This is a genomic window from Stenotrophomonas sp. YJH_SMC_105-26, from assembly GCF_059368915.1.
Window position 1 is genome coordinate 108,359 of sequence record NZ_JCAFSD010000008.1, and the last position, 25,962, is coordinate 134,320.

Consider the following 25,962-nt stretch of genomic DNA (forward strand, 5'->3'; position numbering starts at 1 on the left):
TAAACCGGGATTCAGCAGCGATCTGCGGCGATAAACGCCTTACTGAACGCGCCGACGCAGATAATTCAGCAGGTCGATGCGGGTGATCAGGCCGAGGAAGGCGTCGCCGTCCATCACGATCGCCACCTGGCCGCGGTCGAACACCGGCAGCAGGGCCTCGATCGGCGACTTCACGTCCAGCCGGTCCAGCTTGCTGACCATCGCGGTGGCCACGGTGTCGCGGAAGCGCGCCTCGTCGCCATAGACATGCAGCAGCACGTCGCTTTCGTCGACGATGCCGACCAGCTTCTCGCCGTCCATCACCGGCAGCTGCGAGACGTCGTACAGCTTCATGCGCTGGTAGGCGGTGGTCAGCAGGTCGTTCGGGCCGATCACCACGGTGTCGCGCTGGCCGTACGGGCGCAGGATCAGGTCGCGCAGGTCGCCGTGCTGCGGGCGCTGCAGGAAGCCGTTGTCCAGCATCCAGTAGTCGTTGTACATCTTCGACAGGTACTTGTTGCCGGTATCGCAGACCAGCACCAGCACCCTCTTCGGCGTGGTCTGCTCCTTGCAGTACTTCAGCGCCGCCGCCAGCAGGGTGCCGGTGGACGAACCGCCCAGGATGCCTTCCTTGCCCAGCAGCTCGCGCGCGGTGTGGAAGCTCTCGGCATCGCTGATCGCATAAGCCTTCTTGACGCGGCTGAAGTCGGAGATCGAGGGCAGGAAGTCCTCGCCGATGCCTTCCACCAGCCAGCTGCCCGACTTGTCGTTGAGCACGCCGTCGTTGATGTATTCGGCCAGGATCGAGCCGACCGGATCGGCCAGCACCAGCTCGGTCTTCGGCGACAGCCTGGCGAACGCGCGCGACAGGCCGGTCATGGTGCCGGAGCTGCCGCAGCCGAACACGATGGCGTCGAGGTCACCGCCCATCTGCTCGAGGATTTCCGGGCCGGTGCCGAACTCATGCGCGGCCGGGTTGTCCGGGTTGCCGAACTGGTTGATGAAGTAGGCGCCCGGGGTCTGCTCGGCGATGGTCTTGGCCAGGTCCTGGTAGTACTCGGGATGGCCCTTGGCGACGTCTGAACGGGTCAGGCGCACTTCAGCGCCCATCGCCTTCAGGTTGAAGATCTTCTCGCGGCTCATCTTGTCGGGAACGACGAGGATCAGCTTGTAGCCCTTCTGCTGTGCCACCAGCGCCAGGCCCAGGCCGGTGTTGCCGGCGGTACCTTCAACCAGGGTCGCGCCCGGCTTCAGGTCACCCCGCTGCTCCGCCGCCTCGATCATCGACAGGCCGATGCGATCCTTGATCGATCCGCCCGGGTTGGCGCTCTCCAGCTTCAGGTAGAGCTCGCAGACGCCGGTGTCCAGGCGCTGGGCCTTGACGATCGGGGTCTGGCCGATGAGTTCGAGGACGGAAGAATGGATGGGCATTCGGAGGACTTTCGATTCGCGCCACGCAGGGCCGGACCGATGATTATCCGACGGATGGCGCTGAATGTCAGGTCGGCGCGGAGATGCCGCCCGCCGGCCCCGTAAAGGGATGCGGGCGGCCCCGGATCGACGAGGAGACCGGTACCGCCCGCATCGGTGAGTGGTGCCTGGAGACCAAGGCACCACCGCCTGTGGTGCCTTGGCGCGGCCGCCTCATCGGCGGTGCCGCGATGCCGGGGCAGAAGCGCCCGGCGGGGCCATCGATGGCCGGGTCACGCCGTTCCGGGCGCGACGGGGTGCGTCAAAGCGTGGGGGACGTCGTTGGGAGCGGTGTTTCGTACATTCGCAGAAGGCGTTGCTTGGCCAGCAGCTTCTCACGCTTCATGCGACCCAGGGTGACATCATCGATCGGGAGTACACCCAACTCCGCGTCCATGCACTTCTTGTTCAACTTGCGGTGCTGGTCATGGAGTGCCCTGAACTCCGGATCACGCGCGCGACGGGCGTCGATCTCGCTCTGGGGCTGATCTTCAAACATGATGGACCTCCTTCGACAGATACACGAACGCCCCGGCCACAAGGCACGGGGCGTTGTTCATGGAGGAGCGCCGGCCGATGGCCACCTGGACGCCTGCAACGACCTGCGGCACTGGCCTGCGCACGTCGATCTGCTGCGGTTCGCGCCCTGCTTGCATCGGCCCGGCCCTCCCATCGTCCGGTCCGCGGCATTGCGTCCCGGACGATTGACCCTACGCCTGCTCAAGGCGGGGTACAAGACCCCTGCGTCAAAAAGACCGAACCCCGCCGGGCGGGGTTCAGGCTGAATGCTCATTGCAACGAAAAACAAACAATATCAATGCATTACGGGGCGATGATGACCTCGGCCGAACGGGCCCGGGTGGAGGCTGCCTTCTTGCCGCTGACCTGGATCCGGTTGCTGGCGACACCAGCCGCGACCAGGGCGTCGCGCAGCGCTTCGGCCCGCTTCTGACCCACGCCGTTGGCATTGTCGTAGGCCTCGATGCGCAGGCGGCCCTTCTTGCCGATGTTCAGGTACTCGGCCAGCGCCTTGGCCTGGTTGCGGGCCCCACCGGACAGGCTGGAGGCACCTGCAGCGAACGCGTCGCCATTGAAGGTGAAGACTTCGCCTCGCCCATCGAACTTCGAACCCGGCAGTTTCTGCCCGGAGACCAGCTCGGCCTCCTCACGGGCCAGCTTGGCGGCGTTCTGCTGGGCAGCGCTGAGCCGCTGCTGCTGCTTGCCGGCCACGCTGGTCAGGGCGTTTTCGGCGTCCTGGCGGGCCAGGGTTTCGGCCTCGGCGGCCTGGCGCAGGCGTTCGGCCTCCTCGGCCTGCATCTGCGCCTGCATGCGCAGCTGCTCGGCTTCCTGACGGGCGCGGGCAGCGTCGCGGCGGCTGGCCTCGATCAGCAGGTCGCTGCGGGTGCGCTCCAGGCGGTCGACCTCGCGCGCGGCCATCGCGGTGCGCACGGCCGTCTCGGCAATCTCCACCCGGCGCTCGGCCAGGTAGGTGGCCAGCTCCTGGTCACGGCGCTTGGCCTTGTCCAGGGTCGCGATGGCCTGCTGGGCCTGCATGCGCTCGAAGGCGCCCAGCTCAGCGGTATCCGGGTTGGCCTGGATGGCCATCAGGCGCTGGCTCAGCTGCGCCACCATCGGGTTGTCGGCGGCCACGGCCAGGGTCGGCAGCGCCAGCAGCGCGGCCAGGGTTGCGGCGGTCATCGGCTTCACCGGCGGTCCTCCCCGGTCGACAGCTGGCGTTGCAGCTGGTTGACCTCGTTGCGGCGCAGCTGCAGCTGCGCGGTGACGGTGGCTTCCTCGCTGCGGACGCGTGCCAGGTCGGCATCGGCGGCGGCGCGCAGGGCCATCGCCGGGGCGTTCTTCCGTTCGCGGCGGTCGCCGGCGGCGCGCTGGGCCTGCTCCAGCCCCTGCCGGGCCAGACCGATCAGGTCCGGGGCGTACTGGTCGGCGTCGGCCTGGGTGGCCTTGTCGACCGCCTGCCGGGCCTGCGCCAGTTCCAGGGCGGCGTCCTGCGCCCAGGCGGGGGCAGACAGTGCGAATGCAAACGCCATCACATACAGGCCATGGCGCATTCGTGCGAAGCTAAGTCGTTTCATTGGGGAGGCCGTACCGGTTGTCGGTTCACGGCCATTGTCGTCAAGCCGACACCGTGCTGGCAACGGGCGTCGGCCGTTTCGTTGGGGAAAATTCGCAATGGATATCGGCTACTTCCTGAAGCTGATGACCGAAAAGAACGCTTCGGACATGTTTCTGACCACCGGGGCACCGGTCTACATCAAGATCGAGGGGAAGCTCTATCCGCTGGGCAACACCGGCCTGCCGCCGGGCATGGTCAAGAAAATCGCCTACTCGCTGATGGACGAAGGCCAGGTGCCGCAGTTCGAGCGCGAGCTGGAGCTCAACATGGCCATCGCCCTGCCCGATGCCGGGCGCTTCCGCGTCAACGTGTTCAAGCAGCGGGGCGAGGTCGGCATGGTCATCCGCGCCATCCGCAGCCGTATCCCGAGCATCGAGGAGCTGAACCTGCCGCAGGTGCTGAAGGACGTCATCATGACCCCGCGCGGGCTGGTGCTGGTGGTGGGGTCCACCGGTTCCGGCAAGTCCACCTCGCTGGCGTCGATGATCGACCACCGCAACAGCACCACCACCGGTCACATCCTCACCATCGAGGATCCGATCGAGTACCTGCACAAGCACAAGATGTCGATCGTCAACCAGCGCGAGGTCGGCCTGGACACCCACGCCTTCCACAACGCGCTGAAGAACGCGATGCGTGAAGCGCCGGACGTGATCCTGATCGGCGAAATCCTGGATGCGGAAACGATGGAGGCGGCGATCGCCTTCGCCGAGACCGGGCACCTGTGCCTGGCCACCCTGCACTCCAACAACGCCGACCAGACCATCGAGCGCATCCTCAACTTCTTCCCGGAAAGCGCGCACAAGAACGTGCTGATGAACCTGGCGCTGAACCTGCGTGCGGTGATCAGCCAGCGCCTGGTGAAGAACAAGGAGGGCCGTCGCCTGCCGGCCACCGAGGTGCTGATCAACACGCCGATGATCCGCGACCTGTTGCGTCGCGGCCAGGTGCACGAGATCAAGGCGGCGATGGAAGGCTCGCTGGAAGAAGGCATGGAGAGCTTCGACCAGTGCCTGTTCCGGCTGGCCAAAGCGGGAGTCATCGAGCAGGAGGAAGCGCTGCGCGCGGCCGACTCGCGCGATGGCCTGGCCCTGAAGTTCCGTTTGTCCGAAGGCAGCAGCGGCGAGCACGACCCGTACGCCGATTTCTCGGCTGGCGCACCCAGCATCACCCACGGCTTCTGACCCCACGGAAAAGGGGACGGAGGGGATTAAGTCGTTTGTGCATTTGCGACTTAATCCCCTCCGTCCCCTTTTTTCTGAAGCGTTCATGGGCGGTCTCATCCAATGAGACCCCTCATCCGTAGGTTTCCTCAATGGAAACCATCCGCAAGCTGGCCATTCTGGCCGACGCCGCCAAATACGACGCGTCCTGCGCCTCCAGCGGCTCGGGCAAACGCGATTCGCGCGCCAGTGGCGGTATCGGCAGTACCGAGGGCATGGGCATCTGCCACAGCTACACGCCCGACGGCCGCTGCGTTTCATTGCTGAAGATCCTGCTGACCAACTTCTGCATTTACGACTGCGCCTATTGCGTGAACCGGGTCTCCAGCAACGTGGCCCGCGCGCGTTTCAGCGTGGACGAGGTGGTCACGCTCACCCTGGACTTCTACAAGCGCAACTACATCGAGGGCCTGTTCCTGTCCAGCGGCATCATCCGCAATGCGGACTACACCATGGAGCAGATGGTGGAAGTGGCCCGGCAGCTGCGCGAAGAACACCGCTACGCCGGCTACATCCACCTCAAGACCATTCCCGAGGCCTCGCCGGAACTGCTGGCCAGTGCCGGGCGCTATGCGGACCGCCTGTCCATCAACGTGGAACTGCCGACCGAAGCCGGCCTGAGCGCCTTGGCACCGGAGAAGACGGTGCATTCGATCCGTGGCGCGATGGGCGAACTGCGCTGGCGCATCGAGGAAGCCAGGGAAGCTCGCAAGGCCCCCGCAGTGGTGGCGCCGACGGCCAGTCGCAGTGTTCGCCCGCGCCCTCCCCGTTTCGCACCGGCCGGGCAGAGCACCCAGATGATCGTCGGCGCGGACGGGGCAAACGACCAGCAGATCCTGGCCAGCGCCGACAGTCTGTACGGCAACTACCGCATGCGCCGGGTCTACTACTCCGCATTCAGCCCGATTCCGGACGCCAGCCGGCAGCTGCCACTGCAGCCGCCACCGCTGCAGCGCGAACATCGCCTTTACCAGGCAGACTGGCTGCTGCGCTTCTACGGTTACGGTGTGAAGGAGATTACCGACACCACCCAGGACGGCATGCTCGACCTGGATATCGACCCCAAGATGGCCTGGGCGATCCGCCATCCCGAGCGCTTTCCGGTCGATCTGAACCGGGCACCGAAGGAAATGCTGCTGCGCGTGCCCGGCCTTGGCGTGCGCAACGTCAAGCGCGTGCTGATGGCACGCCGCCACGGGCGGCTGCGCGTGGCCGACATCGCGCGCCTGAAGGCACCGATGAGCAAGCTGCTGCCGTTCGTGCTGCTGGCCGACCATCACCCGCGCAAAGCACTGGATGATCCGGCGGCGCTGCGCGCGCAGCTGGCCCCGCCGCCGCGCCAGGGTTCGCTTTTCGATGCCCCGTCTGCGTCCTGACGCGCAGCGTTGGTCGCTGCGGGTGGATCCGCCGTGGTCGCTGCAGGCCTGGCGCGATGCTGCGCGCGAAGCGTTGCTGCGCGGCGTTGCCCCGCCGCAGCTGGACTGGCTGGAAGGGAGTGACACGTCGCTGCTGGATGCGCCGGCCGTGCAGCAGGCGCCGATGCTTGCCGATGCCGGTGCACCCAACGTTCCACGTGACTTCCTGGAGCTGGCGGCCACCTGCCTGTGCCATCGCGATCCCCAGCGCCTGGCCGTGCTGTATCGCCTGCTGTGGCGCATCGCCCATGGCGAGCGATCAGTGCTGGGCAACCCCGCCGACGCCGATGTCCTGCGCGCGACAGCCCTCGCCCAGGCCGTCCGCCGTGACACGCACAAGATGAAGGCATTCGTGCGCTTCCGCGAGGTACCTGGCCAGCCCGATGCGTTCATCGCCTGGTTCGAGCCGCAACACCACATCGTCGACCGGGTCGCGCCGTTCTTCGCGCGCCGCTTCACCGGCATGCGCTGGGCGATCCTGACCCCTTCGCGCAGCGTCGCCTGGGATGGGCAGGCGCTTGCCTTCGGCCCCGGTGCACGGCGCGAAGATGCCCCGGCCGAGGATGCACGGGAGTCGCTGTGGCAGACCTACTACGCCAGCATCTTCAATCCGGCGCGACTCAACACACGGATGATGATGCAGGAGATGCCGGCCAAGTACTGGCGCCACCTGCCTGAAGCACAGTTGCTGCCACGCCTGGTGCGCGACGCGGCCGACCGCGTGCAGGAAATGCATGACCGGCCGGCACAGGCACCGCAACGCAGGATTCCCCCGCGTGCGAACGCTGCGGCGCCGGCAGCCGATGCCAGCAGCCTGGACAATCTGCGCGGACAGGCCATTGCCTGCCGCCAGTGCCCGCTATGGGAGCAGGCCACGCAGACCGTGTTCGGGCAGGGGCCTGCCGATGCGCGGGTGATGGTGATCGGCGAGCAGCCCGGTGATACCGAGGATCTGCGCGGGCAGCCGTTCGCAGGACCTGCCGGCCAGGTGCTGGACCGCGCACTGGCGGAACTGGGAATCGATCGCGTCCAGCTGTACCTCACCAACGCGGTGAAGCACTTCCACCATGAGCGGCGCGGCAAGGTGCGGCTGCACAAGCGGCCGGAAAGCCGCCACATCCAGGCCTGCCGCCCCTGGCTGATGGGTGAGATCGCACGCGTGCGGCCCCAGGTGATCGTATGCCTCGGCGCGACAGCCGCAGCCTCGGTATTCGGTCGTGGTTTCGACCTCGCACGCGACCGCGGACGCTGGCACACCCTCGAGGACGGCACGCGCGGCTACGCCACGGTGCACCCGGCATGGGTGTTGCGGCAGACCGACGATGCGCGCCGCGAGGAAGCCTACCGGGTGTTCCGCGATGACCTGGCCCGTTTGCGGCAGAAAGGGGACGGAGGGGATTAAGTCGTAAGTGCATATACGACTTAATCCCCTCCGTCCCCTTTTTTTCAGGCGGCGTCGGGCTGGTTTTCCGGGCGTGCGCGGTCGAAGGCATCCACTGCCTGGCAGGCCGCTTCGATGCGGCGCAGGGTCGGGTACGGTGCCAGGTCCAGGCCGAAGCGGTGGGCGTTGTACAGCTGCGGCAGCAGGCAGATATCGGCCAGGCCGGGACGGTCACCATGGCAGAAGGCGCCGGTGTCACGACTGTTGACCAGCAGGGCTTCCATCGCCGCGAAGCCCTCGGCGATCCAGTGCAGGGTCCACTGCGTGCGCGCATCGGCCGGCACCTGCAGATCGCGCTCCAGGTACTGCATCACCCGCAGGTTGTTGATCGGGTGGATGTCGCAGGCCACCAGCTGGGCCAGCGCCCGCACCCGCGCGCGGCCGGCGGCGTCGGCCGGCAGCAGCGGTACCTGCGGAAAGCGCTCGTCCAGGTATTCGAGGATCGCCAGCGACTGGGTCAGCACATGCCCCTCATGCAGCAGGGTCGGCACCTGCTGCTGCGGGTTGAGCGCCCGATAGGCATCCCGGTGCTGCTCGCCACCGTCGCGCACCAGATGCACCGGCCGGGCCTCCCAGGCCAGGCCCTTCAGCTCCAGACCGATGCGCACGCGGTAGGCGGCGCTGGATCGCCAGTAGGTGTACAGCACGATGCCGTCGTCGACCGGGATCTCCATGGCCGCCTCCATGCTCAGGGCCTGGCCGCCTGTTCGATGCGCTGCTCGATCGCACCGAAGATGCTGTTACCGGCGGCATCGAGCATCTCGATGCGGACCACGTCGCCGAACGACATAAACGGCGTGCTCGGCTTGCCATCGCGCAGGGTTTCGACCACGCGCTGCTCGGCGAAGCACGACGCACCCTTGCTGGTGTCTTCATTGGCGATGGTGCCCGAGCCGACGATGGTGCCGGCGACCAGCGGACGGGTCTTGGCCGCATGCGAAACCAGCTGGGCGAAATTGAACTGCATGTCCACGCCCGCTTCCGGCGCACCGAACCACTGGCCGTTGATGTGGGTCAGCAGCGGCAGGTGCACCTTGCTGTCCTGCCACGCGGCACCCAGCTCGTCAGGGGTGACGAACACCGGCGACAGCGCCGAGCGCGGCTTGGACTGCAGGAAGCCGAAACCCTTGGCCAGCTCGCCCGGGATCAGGTTGCGCAGCGAGACATCGTTGACCAGGCCGACCAACTGGATATGACCGGCTGCCTGTTCCGGGGTCACCGCCATCGGCACGTCGTCGGTGATCACCACGATCTCCGCTTCCAGGTCGATGCCGTAGTCCTCGCTGACCACCTTGACCGCATCGCGCGGGCCGTAGAAGCCGGCGCTGGTGGCCTGGTACATCAGTGGATCGGTGTAGAAGCTCTCCGGCACCTCGGCGCCACGGGCACGGCGCACGCGCTCGACGTGCGGCAGGTAGGCGCTGCCATCGACGAACTCATAGGCGCGCGGCATCGGCGCGGCCAGTGCCTGCGGGTCGAGGTCGAACACGCCATCGGCATCGCCGGCATTGAGCGATTCGTACAGGGCGTTCAGGCGCGGTGCCATGTGGCTCCAGTCCTCCAGGGCCTGCTGCAGGGTGGCGGCAATGCCGGTGGCGCGCACGCCGTGGCGCAGGTCACGCGAGACGACGATCAGGGTGCCGTCGCGGCCGCCTTCCTTCAAAGAACCAAGCTTCATGGGTGGGTGTCCGGAGTCGTGGGCAAACAAGTTTCAAGTGTAATCAAATCTGCGGCGACGCCAAGCTGCAGCGCGGCATCGGCCCACCCTACCGTAGTGGGGGGTTCGGCAGGGCTTGCAGCCCTGCACCTGCTCAATGCAACAGCAACGGCAACGTCAAAAGCGGCTCTGGCTTTCTGCTGGTTGGGCGGGGCGGTGTGGGCCGGCAGGACACGCCGTAAACCCGTCCATGGGGGCTCGATGGCGCCATCCATGGCGCCAACGGTCCTGCCCACCCACACCGCCCTACCCCCGACAGATCCCCGCGGCGGCTGTTGGTGGGTGCCGACCGTTGGTCGGCACATCTGTCAGATATCGAATGAAATTCCGGGGCCAGATCCGTTTTCCTCCGGAAAACGGATCTGGCCCCAAGAGCATTTCCGACAGACCGCAGCAAACTGTCGAAGGCGGGGTGGGTCCGGTTGAGGGGGTGTGAGCGGCATGGATGCCGCGACCAAGCCCCCATGGATGGGTTTACGGCGCCCCCCTCAACCGGACCCACCCCGCCAACCCTCAGGAAGCCAGCTTTTGACGTTGACGTGGCTCTGGCCTCCGCGGGTGCAGGGCTGCAAGCCCTGCAGACACCCCCTACCTGAACAGGCCTTTTTGCGCGAAGTCTCGAACATCGTTTAGACTTGCAGGGTCTGCAGCGGCCGTCCGTTTCCCTCCGGGATCGCCGGCGACCAGGGTCCGCCCTCTTCGCCCGCCCCCACTCCGACGCCGTTCGTCACGCATTCCAGCCTGCGCTTCGTGCCGGCTGCACCCAATTCTCGCAGCGCGGTTCACGGGAACGCTCCGAGTCAGCCGATCAGTTTGATCTGCCCCCGTCTGTCCGCTCGGACAGGCGTTTCTTGTACTTGGAGCAAACTCAATGTCTTTTGAATCGCTGGGCCTGGCGCCCTTCCTGCTGCGCGCGCTCGCCGAGCAGGGCTACGAAAACCCGACCCCGATCCAGCAGCAGGCGATCCCGCTGGCGCTGGCCGGTCGCGACCTGCTGGCCGGCGCACAGACCGGCACCGGCAAGACCGCCGCGTTCGGCCTGCCGCTGCTGCAGCACCTGGGCACCGCCTCGCAGGAGGTACGTGCCGGCCCGCGCAAGCCGCGCGCGCTGATCCTGGCCCCGACCCGCGAGCTGGCCACCCAGGTGCATGACAGCCTGCGTGGCTACAGCAAGTACCTGCGCATCCCCAGCGCCTGCATCTACGGCGGCGTCGGCATGGGCAACCAGCTGGACATCCTGCGCCGTGGCGTGGACCTGCTGGTGGCCTGCCCGGGCCGCCTGATCGACCACCTTGAGCGTCGCAGCGTCGACCTGTCCGGCATTGAAGTGCTGATCCTGGACGAAGCCGACCGCATGCTCGACATGGGCTTCCTGCCGTCGATCAAGCGCATCCTGGCCAAGCTGCCGAAGCAGAACCGCCAGACCCTGCTGTTCTCGGCCACCTTCGAGGACAACATCCGCCAGTTGGCGCTGGAGTTCATGCGCAACCCGGAACAGATCCAGGTGACGCCGAAGAACACCGTGGCCGAAACCATCACCCACCGCGTGCATCCGGTCGACGCCGGCCGCAAGCGCGACCTGCTGCTGCACCTGCTGGCGCAGGACAGCCGCGAGCAGACCCTGGTGTTCGCCCGCACCAAGCATGGCAGCGACAAGCTGGCCACCTTCCTGGAAAAGTCGGGCATCAAGACCGCGGCGATCCACGGCAACAAGAGCCAGGGCCAGCGCCTGCGTGCGCTGGGTGACTTCAAGGCCGGCCGCGTGACCGTGCTGGTGGCCACCGACATCGCCGCGCGCGGCATCGACATCAACGAGCTGCCGAAGGTGATCAACTTCGACCTGCCGATGGTGGCCGAGGACTACGTGCACCGCATCGGCCGCACCGGCCGCAACGGCGCGACCGGCCAGGCGATTTCGCTGGTGGCGCAGGATGAAGTGAAGCTGCTGCGCGCGATCGTGCGCCTGCTGGGCCGCGACATGGACATCCGCGATGTGCCGGGCTTCGAGCTGCAGACGCCGATCCGCTGGGGCAACAGTGCGCCGGGCAAGGCGGAGCACGATACCGGTGAGCGCGCGCCGCGCAAGAGCCACGCACGCCGTCCGCACGGCGATGCGCCGCGCCATGCGCATGCCGGCCCGAAGAAGGCCGGTGGTGGCCGTCGCGAGGGCGGCGGCAACGGCCAGCAGCGTGCGGGCGCGGGTCAGGGCCAGCGCCGTGGCGGTGGCGGCAATGGTGGCGGCCGTGGTCGCGGCCAGGGTGGCAACGGCGGCGGTCGCGCCGGCTGATCCCAGCTGACAGGGAGGGTGCTTCCCGCTGCGCGGGGGCTTCTTACCGAGGGACGGCGCTGACGCGCCGTCCTTTTTTGTTGCTGGCTACCGGGTGACAAAGCACGCGGTGGCAGTACCGAGGGCGGATGGACATGGGGGCAGCGCAGAACACGCTGTAAATACGTCCATGTAAGCTCGATGGCGCCATCCATGGCGCCAACGGTTCTGCGCTGCCCCCATGCCCATCCGCTTCAAGCATTGCCTGCGCCTTCTTGTCCCGCCGGGTAGCCGGGAGAAGAAAGATCAAATTCAAATTCAAATTCAAATTCAAATTCAAATTCAAAGGCAAAAGCCGAAGTCGCAATTCCTGGCTTTGCTTTTGCTTTTGCCCTCGCTCCCGCCTTGGGGTCTGACGCGTCCGCGCCCGCTGGAAACTGTCTTGGGGAGGCCGGGCGGGCTGCGCAGGACCGTTGGCGCCAAGGATGGCGCCATCGAGCCCCCAAGGACGGGTTTACGGCGTGTCCTGCGCAGCCCGCCCGCCCTCCCCCACACGCATCAATCAAGGCGCGCAAACCCTCAACCCCGCGCTTTACTCGGATTCACCAGATTCCCGAAGAAGATCGCGTTGATCAGCAGCCGGTCCGTGCCATGCCAGTACTTGCGATGCGCCGGATCATCGGCGAACAGCACCACGTTACCCTGCCCCTGCGCCGACACCAGCAGCCACGCGCTGCCCGCCACCCGCGTGCGGTTGCGCTCGGACAAGTAACCGTTCACCCGCGGCGGCGCGTCGATGCGTACCACCGTCGAGAACGGGTTCGCACTCGGCTGCAGCGTCACCGTGTTTTCCTTGTTGATCGCCAGTTGCCGGCGCGGCACGCCGAACGCCAACGGATGGCTGGTATCCACGTCGGCACTGAGGATGTTGCCGCTGACCCGCTCGATCGCGGCGATGTCGCGCTGGTCGCCGAACGCACGGCGGCTCTCGTCGGCAGTCTCTTCTTCCTTGCCGAGCTTCTCGCCGTCGGCCAGCTTCTGTTCGATCGCCCACTTCGAGGCGCTGCCGTAGGTCACCAGTGAACCTCCGGCCTGCACCCAGCGCTTCAGTGCGGCCACCGCCGTGGCATCGATGCCGGTGTAGGTGCCGCCGGACAGCACGATCGTGGTGTAGCGGTCCAGCGGCACCTTGCCCAGCTGCTGCGGGTCCAGCTTGCTGGCAGGCAGGTGCAGCTGCTGGTCGAGCAGGAACCACGCCGAACCGATCTCGGTGGCGGCCACGCCCTCGCCCATCACCAGCGCGACCGTGGGTTTGCGCAGCGCCTTGACGCCGTCACTGCCGAGGTCGATGCCTTCGCGGCTGCGGCCGCTGGGCAATGCGTGCACGTGCACACCCGCCTCGCGCGCGGCCGACGTCACTGCCTCAAGCAGCGCTGCGCCCTGCAGCGATTGCCCGGCCACCGGAATCACCAGGCTGCCGGCGGCGAAGCTGACCTCGCCCTGCGCGGTCGCGGTGGTGAACGGCTGGAACGCTGCACGTGCGCTCACGCCCTTGCCCTGCAGTGCGGCCAGCGCGCGCCCGGCGTTGTAGTCGCGCCAGTCGATCACGTAGGCGAATCCGGCCTGGCTGCCCAGCACCGCGCCCTGCGCCGCCGGCAGCGCGGTCACGCGTGCACCGCCTTCGATACGGCTGCGGCTACCGGCGAAGGCCACGCCGTAGGCCGGTGCGATTGCATAGCTGGTGCTGCCGTAGAACACATCACCCTTGATCGGCGGCGTCTCGGCAAAGATCGAATGCACCAGGCGGAACTGCGCCTGTTGGACCGGCACAACGTAGGCGCTGCCGGCATCGAAGCGCTGGCCATCGACAGTGACGGCACGATCCAGCGCGCGCACGTCGATGCGATGCAGCAGCAACAGTTCCAGCAGGCGGCGGGTCAGTGCCGGGTCATGCGCATCACCGAACACGAAGCTCTTCACCGGCTGCTGTGCGGCCTGCTTCAGCGCGCTCTGGAAGAACTGCTTCTGCAGGTCGAACAGGCCGCTGCGCTCGGTCACTGCGCCACGCACCGTGCCCAGCCCGGTGGCGACCTGGTTGCGGATGGTGAACGGGAACGTCAGCAGGCCATTCACCGATTCCTGCACGCGGCCGCGCGAGCTGGCCTGTTCGACGGTCACGCCGACGGCACCATGGAAGTCCGGGTAGGTCGAGCCGTATACCGGCGAGAAGTTGTCGAAGTTCTCGCCGGTGTAGTACAGCGAGCCCAGCGCATCCAGCGCCTGCGCGTGGTACCTGGCCAGGGTCTTGTTGAATTCGTACGACGCCGCGGGAATCAGCGGACTGTGCATGCTCTTCGGCGAGGGCTCGAAGTAGTAGGTGCTGTCCTTGCCCATTTCGTGGAAGTCGATCTGCACGTTCGGGTACCACTGGTGGAACACCTCCACCTTCGGCCGCGAGTCCTGCTGGGTCAGCGCCAGCCAGTCGCGGTTGAGATCGGTGAAGTAGTGGTTGGTGCGCCCTTGCGGGAACGGTTCGACGTGCTCCTTGTCGGCCGGGTCGGCCGAGGCCGGATCGGAGGCCCACGCGTTGTGCCAGTTGGCGGCACGATCGCGACCGTCCGGATTCTGCGCCGGGTCGAACAGCACCACCGCCTGCTGCAGCCACTGCTGGGTTTCGGCGCTGCGGTTGGCCACCAGGTAGTAAGCCGTCAGCATCGCCGCCTCGGCACTGGAGGTCTCGTTGCCATGCACGCTGTATCCCAGCCACACCACCACCGGGCTGTCGCCCGCCGCACTGCGCGGCTGCGCCGGATCGGCCAGCGTCGCGTGCTGCTGGCGGATCTGTTCCAACCGCGCGTGGTTGCCTGCGGCAGTGACAGTGGCGATCAACAGCGGGCGGCCCTCATAGCTGCGGCCGATCTCGCGCACGCTGATCCTGTCCGAGCGCCGGGCCAGTTCCTGGAAGTACGCCACCAGCTGGTCGTGCCGGGTGTAACGGCTGCCGATCGGATAGCCGAGGAACTGCTCCGGCGTGGGCACGGCGGTATCGAACGCCGCTGCATCGGCAGCCTGCGGAAAGAAGTAGGTGCTCTGTGCCTGTACCGGCTGCGGCTGGAACAGTGCGGTGGCGGCGGCAAGCAGAAACGGAAGAACGGCACGACGATGCAAGGACACAGTGACTCCCCTGGAACACAACGGCAGGCGGTCGCGCGACCGGTCCCTTGGGGAGACCGGTCGCAGCGGGTGGATCAGAAGCGGTAGTCGAAGCCCAGCGTGAAGTAGCGGCCGCGCAGGTCGTACTGGCTGAAGTCGTACGGCGCGCGGATGCCCGGGAACGAGGCATCGTACGGCGGCGTCTTGTCGGCCAGGTTCTGCACCTTGGCGTACACCGTCAGCTTGTCGATGCCGGTGTAGGCCAGGTACAGGTCGTACTGGCTGTAGCTGCCGACGCGCTGCTGCACGGCCTTGGCGGCGGTGCTGGCCTCCTGGCGGTAGCTGCTGGTGTAGTACCAGGTCACCGCGGCGTTGAAGTCGCCGTATTTCCAGTCCAGGGTAGTGGTGGCCTTGTCCTTGGGCAGGGTCGCGCCGAGGTTGCTGCCGGCGTAGTCGACCAGCGGGCCGCCGACTACGGTCGGGCGACGGTAGTCGCGCACGTGGGTGTAGGCGGAGGACACGGTGAAGTCGCCGAGCGCAGCGGTCGGGATGCGCTGGCGCAGCTCGACGTCGATGCCTGATGTCTTCAGCTCGCTCAGGTTCTGGTAGCGGTTGTAGACGGCCTGCAGCTTGCCGCGCTCGTCGCGCTGCACGGCGCCGGCCACGTTGTCGTTGACCAGGGTCTGGGTGTTGTTGGTGCCGACCAGGTTGTCCAGCTGGATGCGGTAGTAGTCCACGCTCAGGTTGGTGTTGGCCCATGGCGACAGCACCACGCCGAAGTTCACGCTCTTGGTGCGCTCGGGCTTCAGTGCGTTGTTGCCAACGGTGAAGAAGGTCGGATTCTGGCGCGAGCCCGGCACGTCCGGATCACGCGGGTCGGCCACGCTGCCGTAGGCGATGCTGGTGCTGTTGGAGTTCTCCGACAGCGACGGTGCACGGAAGCCCTTCGACGCCGAGGCTCGCACCAGCAGGAAATCGAGCGGCTGCCAGCGCAGGCCGATCTTCGGCGAGAACGCATCGCCGAAATCATCGTAGTGATCGGCACGCGCGGCGGCGGACAGTTCCAGGGTCGAGGCCAGCGGCACGTTCACTTCGGCGTAGGCGGCACTGACCTGGCGCTGGCCATGTACTTCGGCGATGGCCGGGCGCACCTGCAGGCCGGCATCGATCTGCCACGGGTTGTTGGAATCGAGCTTCTCGCGGCGCCACTCGGCACCGGCGGCGAAGCCGATCTCGCCAGCCCAGGTGTGGCCCAGGCTGCCGGAAATCTTGGCGTCGACGCCCTGCAGCTTGGACTCGGCCGGACGCAGCGTGGCGATGTTGATCGAATCACGTACCGGCTGCGGCGTGGCCGCCGGATTCAGCAGGTTGTAGCTGCCGGTGGCCAGCGCATCGGCCAGCGCCCAGCGATTGGCGAAGCCGCCGGACACGCTCTCACGCTCGCTGCTGCGTGCGCCGAATGCAGACACTTCCCAGTCCCAGTTCGCAGTGGTGCCACGCAGGCCGAACACGCCGCGATAGGCGGTGGAACGGTTGGTCTTGATCGTGCCGCCGAGGTCGAAGAAGGTGTATTCGATCGGGATCGCACGGCCGTACGGGTTGTACGGATTGTTGGCCGGCAGCAGCGACGACACCGGTTCGGCCAGGCCACTGTTGGCGTTCAATGCGAAGCGGCCGCTCTCCAGGGTGAAGAACGGGCTGCTGCCGAACCACGCGGCACTCTTGATCTGGCTGTACAGCACTTCGCCGAAGGCTTCGACGTTGTCGTTCAGGCGGAAGGTACCGTTGGCATAGGCCTGGTAGCGCTTGGTCGAGGGGATCAGCGTGGTGAACGGGGCCTGGTTGAAGCCGCAGGTGTCGCCGGCCAGGCCGTCGATCGGCGCGCTGGCGACGCGGGTGGTACCGACCGGGCAGTTGCCGTTGGCGTCGAGCATCGGCACCGACACGCCGTTGACCAGGTAGCGCGCGCCCTTGGCCGACCAGCCGTTCCAGCGGCCACCGGGCTTGTCGGTGTAGATGCCGCTCCTGGTCAGGTTGCGTTCGTCCTGGTCCAGACGTTCGCGGTTGTAACCCTGCAGGCTGAAGAGGATGTTGTAGCCATCGGTGTCGAGATCACCCAGGCCGCCGACGAACTTCAGGTTCTGCTCGTGCAGGCCGCCCTGGTCGGCACCGCCGAAGCTGCCGCCGATCTCGGCGCCTTCGAAGTTCTGCCGGGTGATGATGTTGACCACGCCGGCCACGGCGTCGGAACCGTACACCGCCGAGGCGCCGTCCTTGAGCACTTCGATGCGCTCGACCGCGACCAGCGGCAGCGCGTTGAGATCAACGAACGTATCGGACAGGCCACCGGCCGGGAAGCCGTAGTTGGCCAGGCGGCGGCCGTTGAGCAGCACCAGCGTGTTCTTCTGCGACAGGCCGCGCAGGCCGATGCCGGCCGAGCCGGAGGCCCAGCCGTTGTTGGTGGTTTCGTTGCTGGCGTTGCCGGTGTTGGCCGAGATCGAACGCAGCACATCTGCCACGGTAGCTTTGCCGGTCTGTTCCAGCTGCTGGCGGCCGATCACCTGCACCGGGTTGGAGGCCTCGGTATCGGTGCGCTTGATGTTGGAACCGGTGACACGCACGGCGGCCAGGGTGCTGGCTTCGCCACTGGCGTCGGCGGAGGTTTCGGCGGCGGCAGACAAAGGCGCGGCCAGAGCGACGGCCAGGGCCGCCACGAGCAGGGTGTGCTTGGGCATGACGATGTGGGGGAGGTGGAAAGGGCGACGTAGTTCCGCAGTAGTCCATGCCTGGCCGGGGTCCGGCCAATAACATCTCTTCATACGGATATAAGAGAAACTATCATCTCTTCATCCGGATGGAAAGAGTTACTTCACGAAAGCCCAACATCCGCTCAGGATGGCCGGCCACCTGCGGCGTACAATCGCGCCATGGAAATCTTCAAAGTCTTCATGCTCGAGGCGGCGCACCGCCTCCCCAACGTGCCGCCGGGGCACAAGTGCGCGCGCCTGCATGGCCACTCGTTCCGGGTGGAACTGAAGGTCGAGGGCGAGCCGGGGGCGCAGACCGGCTGGATCATGGACTTCGGCGACGTGAAGGCGGCCTTCCAGCCGATCTACGACCGCCTGGACCATCACTACCTCAATGACATCCCCGGCCTGGAGAACCCGACCAGCGAGAACCTGGCGGTGTGGATCTGGAACGAGCTCAAGCCCGGCCTGCCGGCGCTGAGCGAGATCACCGTGCACGAAACCTGCACGTCGGGGTGCCGTTACCGCGGCCCCACTGCCTGATCAACCCATTGATCTGAAAGGTGTTTCAAAGGCGCCTTGGGCGCCTTTGTTATTTTTGTTGCATTGCCGCATCAAGGGCGTATGCTGCAACGCATCAAGCCACTCCCTGACGCCCCCATGGCCGCCGCCTTCAGCGATCGCTTCAGTGATGCCACCCGCCAGCTCGCCGCCGCGGCAACGCGCGCGAACCGGTTGGCGTTGGAGAACGCGGAAAGCATGTTCGGCGTGCAGCTGAAGGTGATGGAGCGCAACCTGACTGCGACCGGCGGCTGGCTGGGTGAACTGGCCCGCGGCGAGGATGCGGCCGGGACGCTCTCCAAGGGCGCGCAGCTGTGGCAGGACAACCTGCAGCGGCTGGGCCAGGCCCAGCAGGACGTGGTCGGTCTCGGCCTGCAGGCCAGCAAGGCCTGGTCCGAACTGGTGCAGGGCTACAACGAATCAACGGCGGACGCGAACAACCACTGACGCGACGCAACACTCATTGCGTGGGTCCCTCCCCCCACGCAATCCGGACCCGGCAGATCCCTCCCTCTGCCGGGTCTTTTTTTGCTTGTCGTTTGGATACCGAAGCGCGTCTTCGTGCGACGTCTCTGCAGGCTGAAGGGCCCCGCCGGGGCGGGCAGGGGTCTGGGCAAATGTCCCCCGGCGCCGGCCGTTGGCCGTCACCTCCTCCTTTACTTTGCCCAGACCCCTGCCCGCCCCGACGAGGCTCGGCGTGCGGTGAGGAGAGCGCAGCACGCGCGGCCGCCTTTCAAGGAAGCGCCGACAAACTCCGAACGCAGGGCGGAGGCCCTTGCGTACGAAGTAAAGGAGGAGGTGACGGCCAACGGCCGGCGCCGGGGGACATTCGTACGCAAGGGTCTCCGCCCTGCGCCGCGCAGAATGCATCCGCCACACGCATGTCTTCGTCCTGATCCGCCGCGAACCGATGGGCCCTGCCCGCCCCGACGAGGCTCGGCTTCCGGCGAGGAGATCACAGCGCTCGCGGCCGCCTTTCAAGGAGGCGCCGGCGAACTCCGAACGCCGGGCGGAGGCCCTTGCGTGCGAAGTAAAGGGGGAGGTGACGGCCAACGGCCGGCGCCGGAGGACATTCGTACGCAAGGGCCTCCGCCCGGCGCCACGCAGAATGAACCCGCCGCACGCATGTCTTTGTCCCGATTCCCCGCGAACTGACGGGCCCCGCCGAGACAGGCAGGGGCCTGGGCAAATGTCCCCCGGCGCCGGCCGTTGGCCGCCCCTCCCCCTTTACTTTGCCCAACCCCCTGCCCGCCCCGACGAGGCTCGGCTTGCGGTGGGTAAGGCTGCGAACAATCTGCCTTCAATGAGGCGCCGACGAACTCCGAACGCAGGGCAGATTGAACCCGCCGCACGCGATGCAGGAACGGCTCAGCGCCCGCGACCACCGTGCCAGTGCTGGTACCACGCCTGGAACATCAACACGTTCCACAGGTGCGTGTGCCACTTGCGCTCGCCCCGCAGGAACGCCTCCCAGACACCACGCACGCGCGCCACATCGAAGCAGCCCTGATTGCGCAGCAGCTGCGGATCCAGCAGCGCCTCCGCCCAGTCGCGCAACGGACCGGCCAGCCAGCGGGCCATCGGCGGGCCGAAGCCGCGCTTGGGGCGATACACCAGCGGTTCCGGCAGGTAGCGCGCCAGCAGGTGCTTGAGGATCAGCTTGTGCTCGCCATCGTGGTACTTCAGGTGCTGCGGCAGCCGCCAGGCCAGGCGCACCACCTCCATGTCCAGCAGCGGCGCACGGGTTTCAACGCCCGCCGCCATGCCCGCACGATCAACCTTGGCCAGGATGCCCTCGGCCAGGTCCATGCGGAAATCCAGCAGCTGGATGCGCGCCTCGGCCGGCAGCGCCGTGTCCTGCTGCTGGAAGATCGTCACCGGTTCGCGCGCGCCCAGCACAACCTGCGCCGGCTGCCGCCAGCGGGTCACGCGCTGCAGGTAGTGGCCTTCCACATCATTGGCAGCCACCTCGGCCACCAGGGCGCGCCAACCACCGAGGCGGCCGCGCTCGACGTTCATGCGGTTGCCGCTGCGCCGCGCCAGGTCGCGTACCCAGTCCGGCAGGCCACCACACAGGCGCGCATTGCGCAGCGCGCGGCCATAGCTGGGATGCCCGAAGAACAGTTCATCGCCACCGTCACCGGTCAGTGCCACCGGCTTGCGCGCCCCCAGCAGTTCACTGGCCAGCAGCGTCGGCAGCTGCGAGGCGTCGGCGAAGGGCTCGCACCAGACCTGCGGCAGGCGCTGCAGCAGGTCCAGGCCCTGGCGCGCGTCCATGCGATGCAGGTGGTGCTGCACGCCCAGATGGCGCGCGACCTGCGACGCCCAGTCGCTCTCGTCATGCCCCGGATCGTCGAAGCCGACCGTCCACGCTTCGATCGGCAGGGTCGATTGTGCCTGCATCATCGCCGTCACCAGCGAGGAGTCGGTGCCGCCGGACAGGAACGCGCCGCACGCCAGGGGCGAGTGCATGCGTGAAGCGATGGCCTTCTGCAGTACCGCTTCAAGCTGGTCGGTGGCCTGTTCCAGGCTCGGCGCTGGCTGCAGCGGCTCCTGCAGTGCACTCTGCATCGCGTCGCGTGCGCACCAGTAACGCGCGCCCCCCTGCGCGGCCTGGCTGGAGCAACCCGCGGCATGGTCGCTGAGATCGATACGCAGCATCGCGCCCGCCACCAGTTTGTGGATGCCACGGTAGATGGTGTGCGGCGCCGGCACATAGTCGTGGCGCAGCAGCAGGCTCAGGGCATCCTGGTCGATGCTCGGCGCGAAGCCGGCGAAGGCCTGCAGCGCCTTCAACTCCGAGGCGAACAGGAACTGGCCCTGGTACCAGCCGTAATACAGCGGCCGCTCGCCCACCGGATCACGGGCCAGCCACAGCACGTGCGACTCCCGGTCCCAGACGCTGAAACCGAAGGCGCCTTCGATGCGCGACAGCGCCCGCTGCACGCCCCATTCGACGATCGCCTGCAGCAGCAGCCGCGCATCGCTGCAACTGCGGGGCAGATCGCGCAGCTGCGCCTGCAGGTCGCCGCGGTTGTACAGGCGGCCGTCCAGGCACAGCACGTAGCGACCGCAGTCCGAGCTCAGCGGCTGCAACGGTGTATCGGTCGGCGCCCGGCAATGGCCCAGCGCGAGGCCGGCCTCGGCGTCGGTCCAGTAGCCGATGCGGCCACGCCCACGCTGCTGCAGCGCGCGCAGCATCGGGGCCAGCTGCTGCAGCAGCTGCTCATCCTCGGCGGGCGGCAGCCAGGCCCCGACCACGCCGCTCATCGGAAGCCTCCGCACTGGCAGCGGCGGGACAGGTTCGGCAGGCAGGGGGCGGCGGGCGACATGGGGACGGCACGCGGAGCGGAGGAGACTCCATGCTCGGGGGGGGGGCGCGCGGCGTCAGTCGCTTTGCTGTCAGCGATCGTCACCAGCCGTATCACGAAGGTAACGTTTTGTAACAGCAACAGGCTATGCTGGCCGCCAAGTTGTTGCCGGGACTGAGACCCGGCCCGCGCGCCAGCAACCCCGGCTGAATGGCGCCCGCCCCCGGGACCCGGGTGGCCCGAAGGCTGGGATAGCATCGCCGCGCTCGTGCCGTGGCGGTACGTTTGCGCCCACGGAGGCCTTGGAAATGCTGGATATCGTACTGGTCGAAGACGATGCCCGCCTGGGAACGATGGTCAGCGACTACCTGCAACGGCATGGCTACCAGGTGGCCCACGAGCGCAGCGGCGAGCGCGCCGTGGCCCGGATCCTGGCGGAGAAGCCGGCCCTGGTGCTGCTCGATGTGGGCCTGCCCGACCAGGATGGTTTCGAAGTGTGTCGGCAGATCCGGCCCCACTATGACGGCATCATCTGCGTGCTGACCGCCCGTACCGACAACATCGACCAGGTGCTGGGCCTGGAACTGGGGGCCGACGATTACATCGGCAAACCCATCGAACCGCGGGTGCTGCTGGCCCGCCTGCGCGCCCACCTGCGCCGCCACCGCCGGGTCGAACCGCGTGACGGCAGCCTGCGCTTCGGCGAGCTGAGCATCGACCCGTCCACCCGCAACGTGCACCTGCAGGGCAGCCTGCTGGAGCTGACCACCGCCGAGTTCGACCTGCTGTTCCTGCTGGCCAGCAATGCCGGCCAGATCCTGGACCGCGACGCGCTGCTGCGCGGCCTGCGTGGCATCGCCTTCGATGGCCTGGACCGCTCAATCGATGCCCGCATCTCGCGCCTGCGCCGCAAGCTGGGCGACAACCCGGAGCAGCCGGAACGGATCAAGACCGTCCGTGGCCGCGGCTACCTGTTCAGCCGCTCGGCATGGGGATGAAACGCACACCGTCGGCGATGCGCGGCCACGCCTTCCATTTCCTGCGCTACGGCATCGGTTTCCTGGTCGCCCACCTGTTGTTGATCGTGCTGGGCCTGTGGGCCTGGGACGCCCTGCTGGAAGACCGCACCGAAGCCGGCCTGCAGGCCGAGATGCGCGGCACGCACGCGCTGCTGCAGCATCGCTTCGCCGAAACCCCGCGCGAGCAGTGGCCGGCACTGGCGCGCGAACTCGACGCCGATTTCGCCTACGCGCTGCGCATGGTGCCGCTGGCCGAGGCGGTGAAGGCGCTGCCGGCCAGCCAGCGCCCGCCGTTCAACAACGGCCGCGTACAGATCGATCTGGAGCACATGCGCAGCCTGCAGCGGATCGGCGACAGCGACTACGCCGTGATGCTGGGCCCGTTGGACGAGGCGCTGCCGGACGAAGGCTGGCAGGACAGCGAAGTATCCGGTGTGGCGATCCTGCTGCTGATCCTGATGGTGGCGGTGGCACTGCCGATGTACGTGATGGTGTACCGGCTGTGGCGCGACGTCTCGCAGTTGGCCCAGGCGGCCCGCCGCATGCGCGACGGCCAGCTGGACACGCGTGCGCCGCGCGCCGGCACCGCGCTGGTGCGGCCGCTGGCCAACGCCTTCAACCACATGGCCGAGCAGCTGCAGCAGCTGCTGGAAAGCCAGCGCGTGCTGGCCCAGGCGGTCGCGCACGAGGTGCGCACGCCGTTGGCACGGATGCGTTTCGGCCTGGCCGACCTGGAAGACACTGCGCTCGACGATGTGCAGCGCGATGCGCTGGGCGGGCTGCGCACCGACGTCGATCGGCTGCAGCACCTCACCGATGCCGGCGTCGAATACGCCGCACTGGGCCGCTGCCATCAGCTGACCCGCCAGCGCCTGCAGCTGGCGGCGCTGGTGCGCGGCGTGGTGGCCCAGTTCGCACCGTTGCCGATGCCGGTGCAGCAGGCGTTGTCGCCGGTGGGCCTGGTCAACGTCAACCGGCACATGCTGGAACTGGCGCTGCGCAACCTGCTCGGCAATGCGCTGCGTTACGCGCGTCGGCAGATCCGCATCGCCAGCACGGTCAATGACGGCTGGCTGTGCCTGCAGGTGGAGGACGACGGCCCCGGCATCGCACCGGAACTGCGCGGCCAGGTGCTGCAACCCTATGTGCGGCTGGACCCGGGCAGCCCCGGCTTCGGCCTCGGGCTGGCGCTGGTGCAGGTGGTGGCCGACAAGCATGGCGGCCAGGTCGAGGTGACCGATTCGGCGCTGGGCGGCGCCTGCATCCGCCTGCACCTGCCGCTGGAAACCGGCGGTGTCGTGGAGGCCGAGGCAGCCTGCTAGACCGCCGTTTCCGCGCGCGGCAAGGCAAACACGAACAGCGCGCCCCGTTCGCTGTCGCGCAGTTCGATGCGGCGGCCATGCAACTGCACGATGCGCTGCACGATCAACAGGCCCAATCCGCCGTTGTCGCCACGCCGCGCGCCGAGCGCGGCCGGTGCCTGGAACAGCTGGGTACGCAGCGCCGGGGCTACCCCGGGGCCATCATCGGCGACGCAGACCTCCACGCTGTCGGCGGTCGCGCGCAGGCGCACCTCGATCTGGCCACCCTCGGGTGCATGGCGCAGCGCGTTGTCGAGCAGGTTGGTCAGCACCCGCTCGACCAGGCCCAGGTCCGCACGGACCAGCGGCAGGCCGGGCGGAAACGCCGCGTGCAGCTGCTGGCCACGCGCCTGTGCCGCCAGTTCGAACTTCTGCAGCACGTCCTGCAGCAGCTCCGGCAGCGCAAACACTTCCCACTCCAGCCGCACTTCGCCGTGCTCCAGCCGCGCCAGTTCGAACAGCGCGCGCGCCAGCCGGCCGACCTTGGCGCTCTGTGCCAGCGCAATGCCGAGATAGCGGCGGCGCTCATCCGGTGACAGCGTGGCGTCCTTCAACGCCAGCGTTTCCAGGTAGCCGTGCAGCGACGACAACGGCGTGCGCAGGTCGTGCGAGATGTTGGCGACCAGTTCACGGCGCTGCAGATCCTGCTGGCGCAGCTGCTGCCACTGCTCGCCCAGCCGCTGCGCCATCTGCGCGTGCGCATGTTCCAGGATCACCAGTTCGTCGCGCTCACCAGCGCGCAGCGGCTCCGGCGGCGGCAGCGGCGTCGGCGCATCGATGTCAAAGGCCTGGATCCGCCGGGTCAGCCGCCGCAACGGACGCGTCACCCAGTAGAACGCGACCAGCCCGGCCAACAGGCCGAGGCTGCCGACCAGCACCACCGACCACAGCGTGGTGTTCCACTGGCTGCCGGCGGCAAGATCGTCGGCGAGCATCTGCCGATGCTCGCCGACCAGCACCACGTACACATAGCCGGCCGGCCGGCCCTGCACGATCAATGGTGCAGCGCTGAACACCTTGCGGCCATCGGCGCTGCGCGGGTCATCGCCGAGGATCGGCAACGGTGCACCGGCCAGCAGGCGACGCAACGGCGCCACATCCACCCGGTTGCGCACCAGATGTCCACTGGGTGCATCGTGACCGAGGATGCGGCCCTGGTCGTCCAGCAGGTAGACCTCGACGCTGGGGTTGACCGCCATCAGCTGGCCGAACAGCGCGCGCACCGCGGCATCGCGCATGCCGCTGGTGTCCATCAGCTCGCTGCGCTGGGCGATATGTTCGGCCAGGCCCAGCGACAGCCGCTGCACGACTTCCTGCTCGTGGCGGGTGTTGGCACGCATCTGCAGTGCCAGCAGCGCCATGCAGCACATCAGCATCAGCGCGGCGGTCACCACCGCCAGCTTCTGCCACAGGTTCGGCTTGATCATGCCGCCGCCCCGGCCGGGTCGACCAGCTTGTAGCCGCGGCCCCACACCGTCAGCAACCGCCGTGGGTTGGCCGGGTCGGGTTCGATCTTGCTGCGCAGGCGGTTGATGTGGGTGTTGACCGTGTGCTCATAGCCATCGTGCTGGTAGCCCCAGACCTGGTTGAGCAGTTCCATGCGCGCGAACACCTGGTCCGGATGACGGGCGAAGAACAGCAGCAGGTCGAACTCGCGCGGGGTCAGTTCCAGCGTGTTGCCATCCACCGAAGCGGTGCGCGCGACCGGATCGAGCTGCAGCCCACCCAGCTCGATCGCGCCGGCATCGATGCGCGCGCTCTGCGCCATCGCCTCGGCGCGGCGCAGCAGCGCACGTACCCGTGCCACCAGTTCCGGCATCGAAAAGGGTTTTGCCAGGTAATCGTCCGCGCCCAGTTCCAGGCCGACGATGCGCTGCGTTTCACTGCCGCGCGCGCTGATGATGATGATCGGGACATACCGCGCCATCGCGCGTGCGCGCTGGCACACCTGCAGCCCGTCCACGCCGGGCAGCATCACGTCCAGCACCAGCGCATCCCACGGGCCGTCCTGCTCGAGCAGGCGCAGGCCGGCATCGCCGCTGGCGGCATGGGCGACGTCGTAGCCCTCATCACCCAGGTGCATGCGCAGCAGGTCGGCGATGTGGGCATCGTCTTCAACGATCAGCACGCGTTTGGTCGACATCGGCAGCTCAGGGCCAGTGGGG

General features: G+C 67.5%; 19 protein-coding genes. 8 read left to right on the forward strand and 11 right to left on the reverse strand.

Annotated elements, in window-relative coordinates; translation table 11 throughout:
- Positions 1-39: 39 nt before the first annotated feature.
- The 4 genes from AC5P7F_RS17110 to AC5P7F_RS17125 all read right to left on the reverse strand — a co-directional run bounded on the left by AC5P7F_RS17110 (position 40) and on the right by AC5P7F_RS17125 (position 3,518).
- Entirely contained in the window at positions 40-1,410 is a 1,371-nt protein-coding gene (locus tag AC5P7F_RS17110) for a pyridoxal-phosphate dependent enzyme (protein WP_046428713.1), read from the reverse strand.
- A 301-nt stretch (positions 1,411-1,711) separates the two neighbouring features.
- The gene (locus tag AC5P7F_RS17115) at positions 1,712-1,948 is read right to left on the reverse strand and encodes an HP1242/YdcH family protein (RefSeq protein ID WP_005407964.1); all 237 of its coding nucleotides are present in this window, start codon (positions 1,946-1,948) and stop codon (positions 1,712-1,714) included.
- Positions 1,949-2,271: 323 nt separating this feature from the next.
- Positions 2,272-3,156, reverse strand: a complete 885-nt coding sequence (locus AC5P7F_RS17120) for an OmpA family protein (RefSeq protein ID WP_080281838.1) — start codon at positions 3,154-3,156, stop codon at positions 2,272-2,274.
- Positions 3,153-3,518, reverse strand: coding sequence for a DUF4398 domain-containing protein (locus AC5P7F_RS17125; protein WP_005415160.1), 366 nt, complete (start codon positions 3,516-3,518; stop codon positions 3,153-3,155). Before AC5P7F_RS17125 ends, AC5P7F_RS17120 begins: the two co-directional genes overlap by 4 nt.
- Before the next feature lie 121 nt (positions 3,519-3,639).
- Here AC5P7F_RS17125 and AC5P7F_RS17130 point away from each other — a divergent pair, with 121 nt between their 5' ends.
- The 3 genes from AC5P7F_RS17130 to AC5P7F_RS17140 all read left to right on the forward strand — a co-directional run bounded on the left by AC5P7F_RS17130 (position 3,640) and on the right by AC5P7F_RS17140 (position 7,623).
- Complete coding sequence (locus AC5P7F_RS17130) at positions 3,640-4,767, forward strand: PilT/PilU family type 4a pilus ATPase (protein ID WP_046428711.1); 1,128 nt, start codon at positions 3,640-3,642, stop codon at positions 4,765-4,767.
- Between the two features lie 131 nt (positions 4,768-4,898).
- Complete coding sequence (locus AC5P7F_RS17135; RefSeq protein WP_046428709.1) at positions 4,899-6,182, forward strand: putative DNA modification/repair radical SAM protein; 1,284 nt, start codon at positions 4,899-4,901, stop codon at positions 6,180-6,182.
- Positions 6,163-7,623, forward strand: coding sequence for a UdgX family uracil-DNA binding protein (locus AC5P7F_RS17140; RefSeq protein ID WP_046428706.1), 1,461 nt, complete (start codon positions 6,163-6,165; stop codon positions 7,621-7,623). Before AC5P7F_RS17135 ends, AC5P7F_RS17140 begins: the two co-directional genes overlap by 20 nt.
- A 44-nt stretch (positions 7,624-7,667) precedes the next feature.
- Here the strand turns inward: AC5P7F_RS17140 and maiA are convergent, their stop codons facing one another.
- Together maiA and AC5P7F_RS17150 are read right to left on the reverse strand one after the other, a co-directional pair.
- Positions 7,668-8,336 (reverse strand): maleylacetoacetate isomerase, encoded by a 669-nt coding sequence (gene maiA, locus AC5P7F_RS17145; RefSeq protein ID WP_032957926.1) that lies wholly within the window; start codon positions 8,334-8,336, stop codon positions 7,668-7,670.
- Positions 8,337-8,350: 14 nt separating this feature from the next.
- Positions 8,351-9,340 (reverse strand): fumarylacetoacetate hydrolase family protein, encoded by a 990-nt coding sequence (locus AC5P7F_RS17150; protein ID WP_046428698.1) that lies wholly within the window; start codon positions 9,338-9,340, stop codon positions 8,351-8,353.
- 910 nt (positions 9,341-10,250) lie between these two features.
- On the opposite strand from AC5P7F_RS17150, the gene AC5P7F_RS17155 reads away from it, so the two are divergent.
- A complete protein-coding gene (locus AC5P7F_RS17155) occupies positions 10,251-11,666 on the forward strand; it encodes a DEAD/DEAH box helicase (protein WP_046428694.1) in 1,416 nt (471 codons plus the stop codon).
- 558 nt (positions 11,667-12,224) lie between these two features.
- On the opposite strand, the gene AC5P7F_RS17160 is transcribed toward AC5P7F_RS17155, so the two are convergent.
- Together AC5P7F_RS17160 and AC5P7F_RS17165 are read right to left on the reverse strand one after the other, a co-directional pair.
- Positions 12,225-14,819, reverse strand: coding sequence for a M14 family zinc carboxypeptidase (locus AC5P7F_RS17160; protein ID WP_046428692.1), 2,595 nt, complete (start codon positions 14,817-14,819; stop codon positions 12,225-12,227).
- 74 nt (positions 14,820-14,893) lie between these two features.
- Positions 14,894-17,533 (reverse strand): TonB-dependent receptor domain-containing protein, encoded by a 2,640-nt coding sequence (locus AC5P7F_RS17165; protein WP_164110309.1) that lies wholly within the window; start codon positions 17,531-17,533, stop codon positions 14,894-14,896.
- Between the two features lie 192 nt (positions 17,534-17,725).
- Here AC5P7F_RS17165 and queD point away from each other — a divergent pair, with 192 nt between their 5' ends.
- Together queD and AC5P7F_RS17175 are read left to right on the forward strand one after the other, a co-directional pair.
- A complete protein-coding gene (gene queD, locus AC5P7F_RS17170; RefSeq protein ID WP_014645831.1) occupies positions 17,726-18,088 on the forward strand; it encodes a 6-carboxytetrahydropterin synthase QueD in 363 nt (120 codons plus the stop codon).
- A gap of 117 nt (positions 18,089-18,205) precedes the next feature.
- On the forward strand, positions 18,206-18,553 hold the full coding sequence (locus AC5P7F_RS17175) for a phasin family protein (protein WP_014035870.1): 348 nt from the start codon (positions 18,206-18,208) through the stop codon (positions 18,551-18,553).
- Positions 18,554-19,474: 921 nt separating this feature from the next.
- Here the strand turns inward: AC5P7F_RS17175 and asnB are convergent.
- Positions 19,475-21,376, reverse strand: a complete 1,902-nt coding sequence (asnB, locus tag AC5P7F_RS17180; protein WP_495204187.1) for an asparagine synthase (glutamine-hydrolyzing) — start codon at positions 21,374-21,376, stop codon at positions 19,475-19,477.
- Between the two features lie 349 nt (positions 21,377-21,725).
- Between asnB and AC5P7F_RS17185 the strand changes: the two genes are divergently transcribed.
- Entirely contained in the window at positions 21,726-22,415 is a 690-nt protein-coding gene (locus AC5P7F_RS17185; RefSeq protein WP_014645829.1) for a winged helix-turn-helix domain-containing protein, read from the forward strand.
- Positions 22,412-23,758 carry an ATP-binding protein gene (locus AC5P7F_RS17190; protein WP_032959211.1) on the forward strand — a complete coding sequence of 449 codons (1,347 nt, stop codon included), beginning with the start codon at positions 22,412-22,414 and terminating at the stop codon, positions 23,756-23,758. The genes AC5P7F_RS17185 and AC5P7F_RS17190 overlap by 4 nt, the downstream gene beginning before the upstream one ends.
- On the opposite strand, the gene AC5P7F_RS17195 is transcribed toward AC5P7F_RS17190, so the two are convergent.
- Both AC5P7F_RS17195 and AC5P7F_RS17200 read right to left on the reverse strand, forming a co-directional pair.
- The gene (locus AC5P7F_RS17195) at positions 23,755-25,224 is read right to left on the reverse strand and encodes a sensor histidine kinase (RefSeq protein ID WP_032959213.1); all 1,470 of its coding nucleotides are present in this window, start codon (positions 25,222-25,224) and stop codon (positions 23,755-23,757) included. The genes AC5P7F_RS17190 and AC5P7F_RS17195 overlap by 4 nt on opposite strands.
- Entirely contained in the window at positions 25,221-25,940 is a 720-nt protein-coding gene (locus tag AC5P7F_RS17200; protein ID WP_014645826.1) for a response regulator transcription factor, read from the reverse strand. The genes AC5P7F_RS17195 and AC5P7F_RS17200 overlap by 4 nt, the downstream gene beginning before the upstream one ends.
- Positions 25,941-25,962: the final 22 nt, after the last annotated feature.

Excerpts from the sequence above, each read along its gene's own strand:
- maiA (WP_032957926.1), bottom strand. The coding sequence starts at position 8,336 with ATGGAGATCCCGGTCGACGACGGCATCGTGCTGTACACCTACTGGCGA.
- queD (WP_014645831.1), top strand. The coding sequence starts at position 17,726 with ATGGAAATCTTCAAAGTCTTCATGCTCGAGGCGGCGCACCGCCTCCCC.
- AC5P7F_RS17135 (WP_046428709.1), top strand. The coding sequence starts at position 4,899 with ATGGAAACCATCCGCAAGCTGGCCATTCTGGCCGACGCCGCCAAATAC.
- AC5P7F_RS17165 (WP_164110309.1), bottom strand. The coding sequence starts at position 17,533 with ATGCCCAAGCACACCCTGCTCGTGGCGGCCCTGGCCGTCGCTCTGGCC.
- AC5P7F_RS17150 (WP_046428698.1), bottom strand. The coding sequence starts at position 9,340 with ATGAAGCTTGGTTCTTTGAAGGAAGGCGGCCGCGACGGCACCCTGATC.
- AC5P7F_RS17175 (WP_014035870.1), top strand. The coding sequence starts at position 18,206 with ATGGCCGCCGCCTTCAGCGATCGCTTCAGTGATGCCACCCGCCAGCTC.
- asnB (WP_495204187.1), bottom strand. The coding sequence starts at position 21,376 with ATGAGCGGCGTGGTCGGGGCCTGGCTGCCGCCCGCCGAGGATGAGCAG.
- AC5P7F_RS17190 (WP_032959211.1), top strand. The coding sequence starts at position 22,412 with ATGAAACGCACACCGTCGGCGATGCGCGGCCACGCCTTCCATTTCCTG.
- AC5P7F_RS17140 (WP_046428706.1), top strand. The coding sequence starts at position 6,163 with ATGCCCCGTCTGCGTCCTGACGCGCAGCGTTGGTCGCTGCGGGTGGAT.
- AC5P7F_RS17110 (WP_046428713.1), bottom strand. The coding sequence starts at position 1,410 with ATGCCCATCCATTCTTCCGTCCTCGAACTCATCGGCCAGACCCCGATC.
- AC5P7F_RS17115 (WP_005407964.1), bottom strand. The coding sequence starts at position 1,948 with ATGTTTGAAGATCAGCCCCAGAGCGAGATCGACGCCCGTCGCGCGCGT.
- AC5P7F_RS17185 (WP_014645829.1), top strand. The coding sequence starts at position 21,726 with ATGCTGGATATCGTACTGGTCGAAGACGATGCCCGCCTGGGAACGATG.
- AC5P7F_RS17125 (WP_005415160.1), bottom strand. The coding sequence starts at position 3,518 with ATGCGCCATGGCCTGTATGTGATGGCGTTTGCATTCGCACTGTCTGCC.
- AC5P7F_RS17155 (WP_046428694.1), top strand. The coding sequence starts at position 10,251 with ATGTCTTTTGAATCGCTGGGCCTGGCGCCCTTCCTGCTGCGCGCGCTC.
- AC5P7F_RS17195 (WP_032959213.1), bottom strand. The coding sequence starts at position 25,224 with ATGATCAAGCCGAACCTGTGGCAGAAGCTGGCGGTGGTGACCGCCGCG.
- AC5P7F_RS17130 (WP_046428711.1), top strand. The coding sequence starts at position 3,640 with ATGGATATCGGCTACTTCCTGAAGCTGATGACCGAAAAGAACGCTTCG.
- AC5P7F_RS17200 (WP_014645826.1), bottom strand. The coding sequence starts at position 25,940 with ATGTCGACCAAACGCGTGCTGATCGTTGAAGACGATGCCCACATCGCC.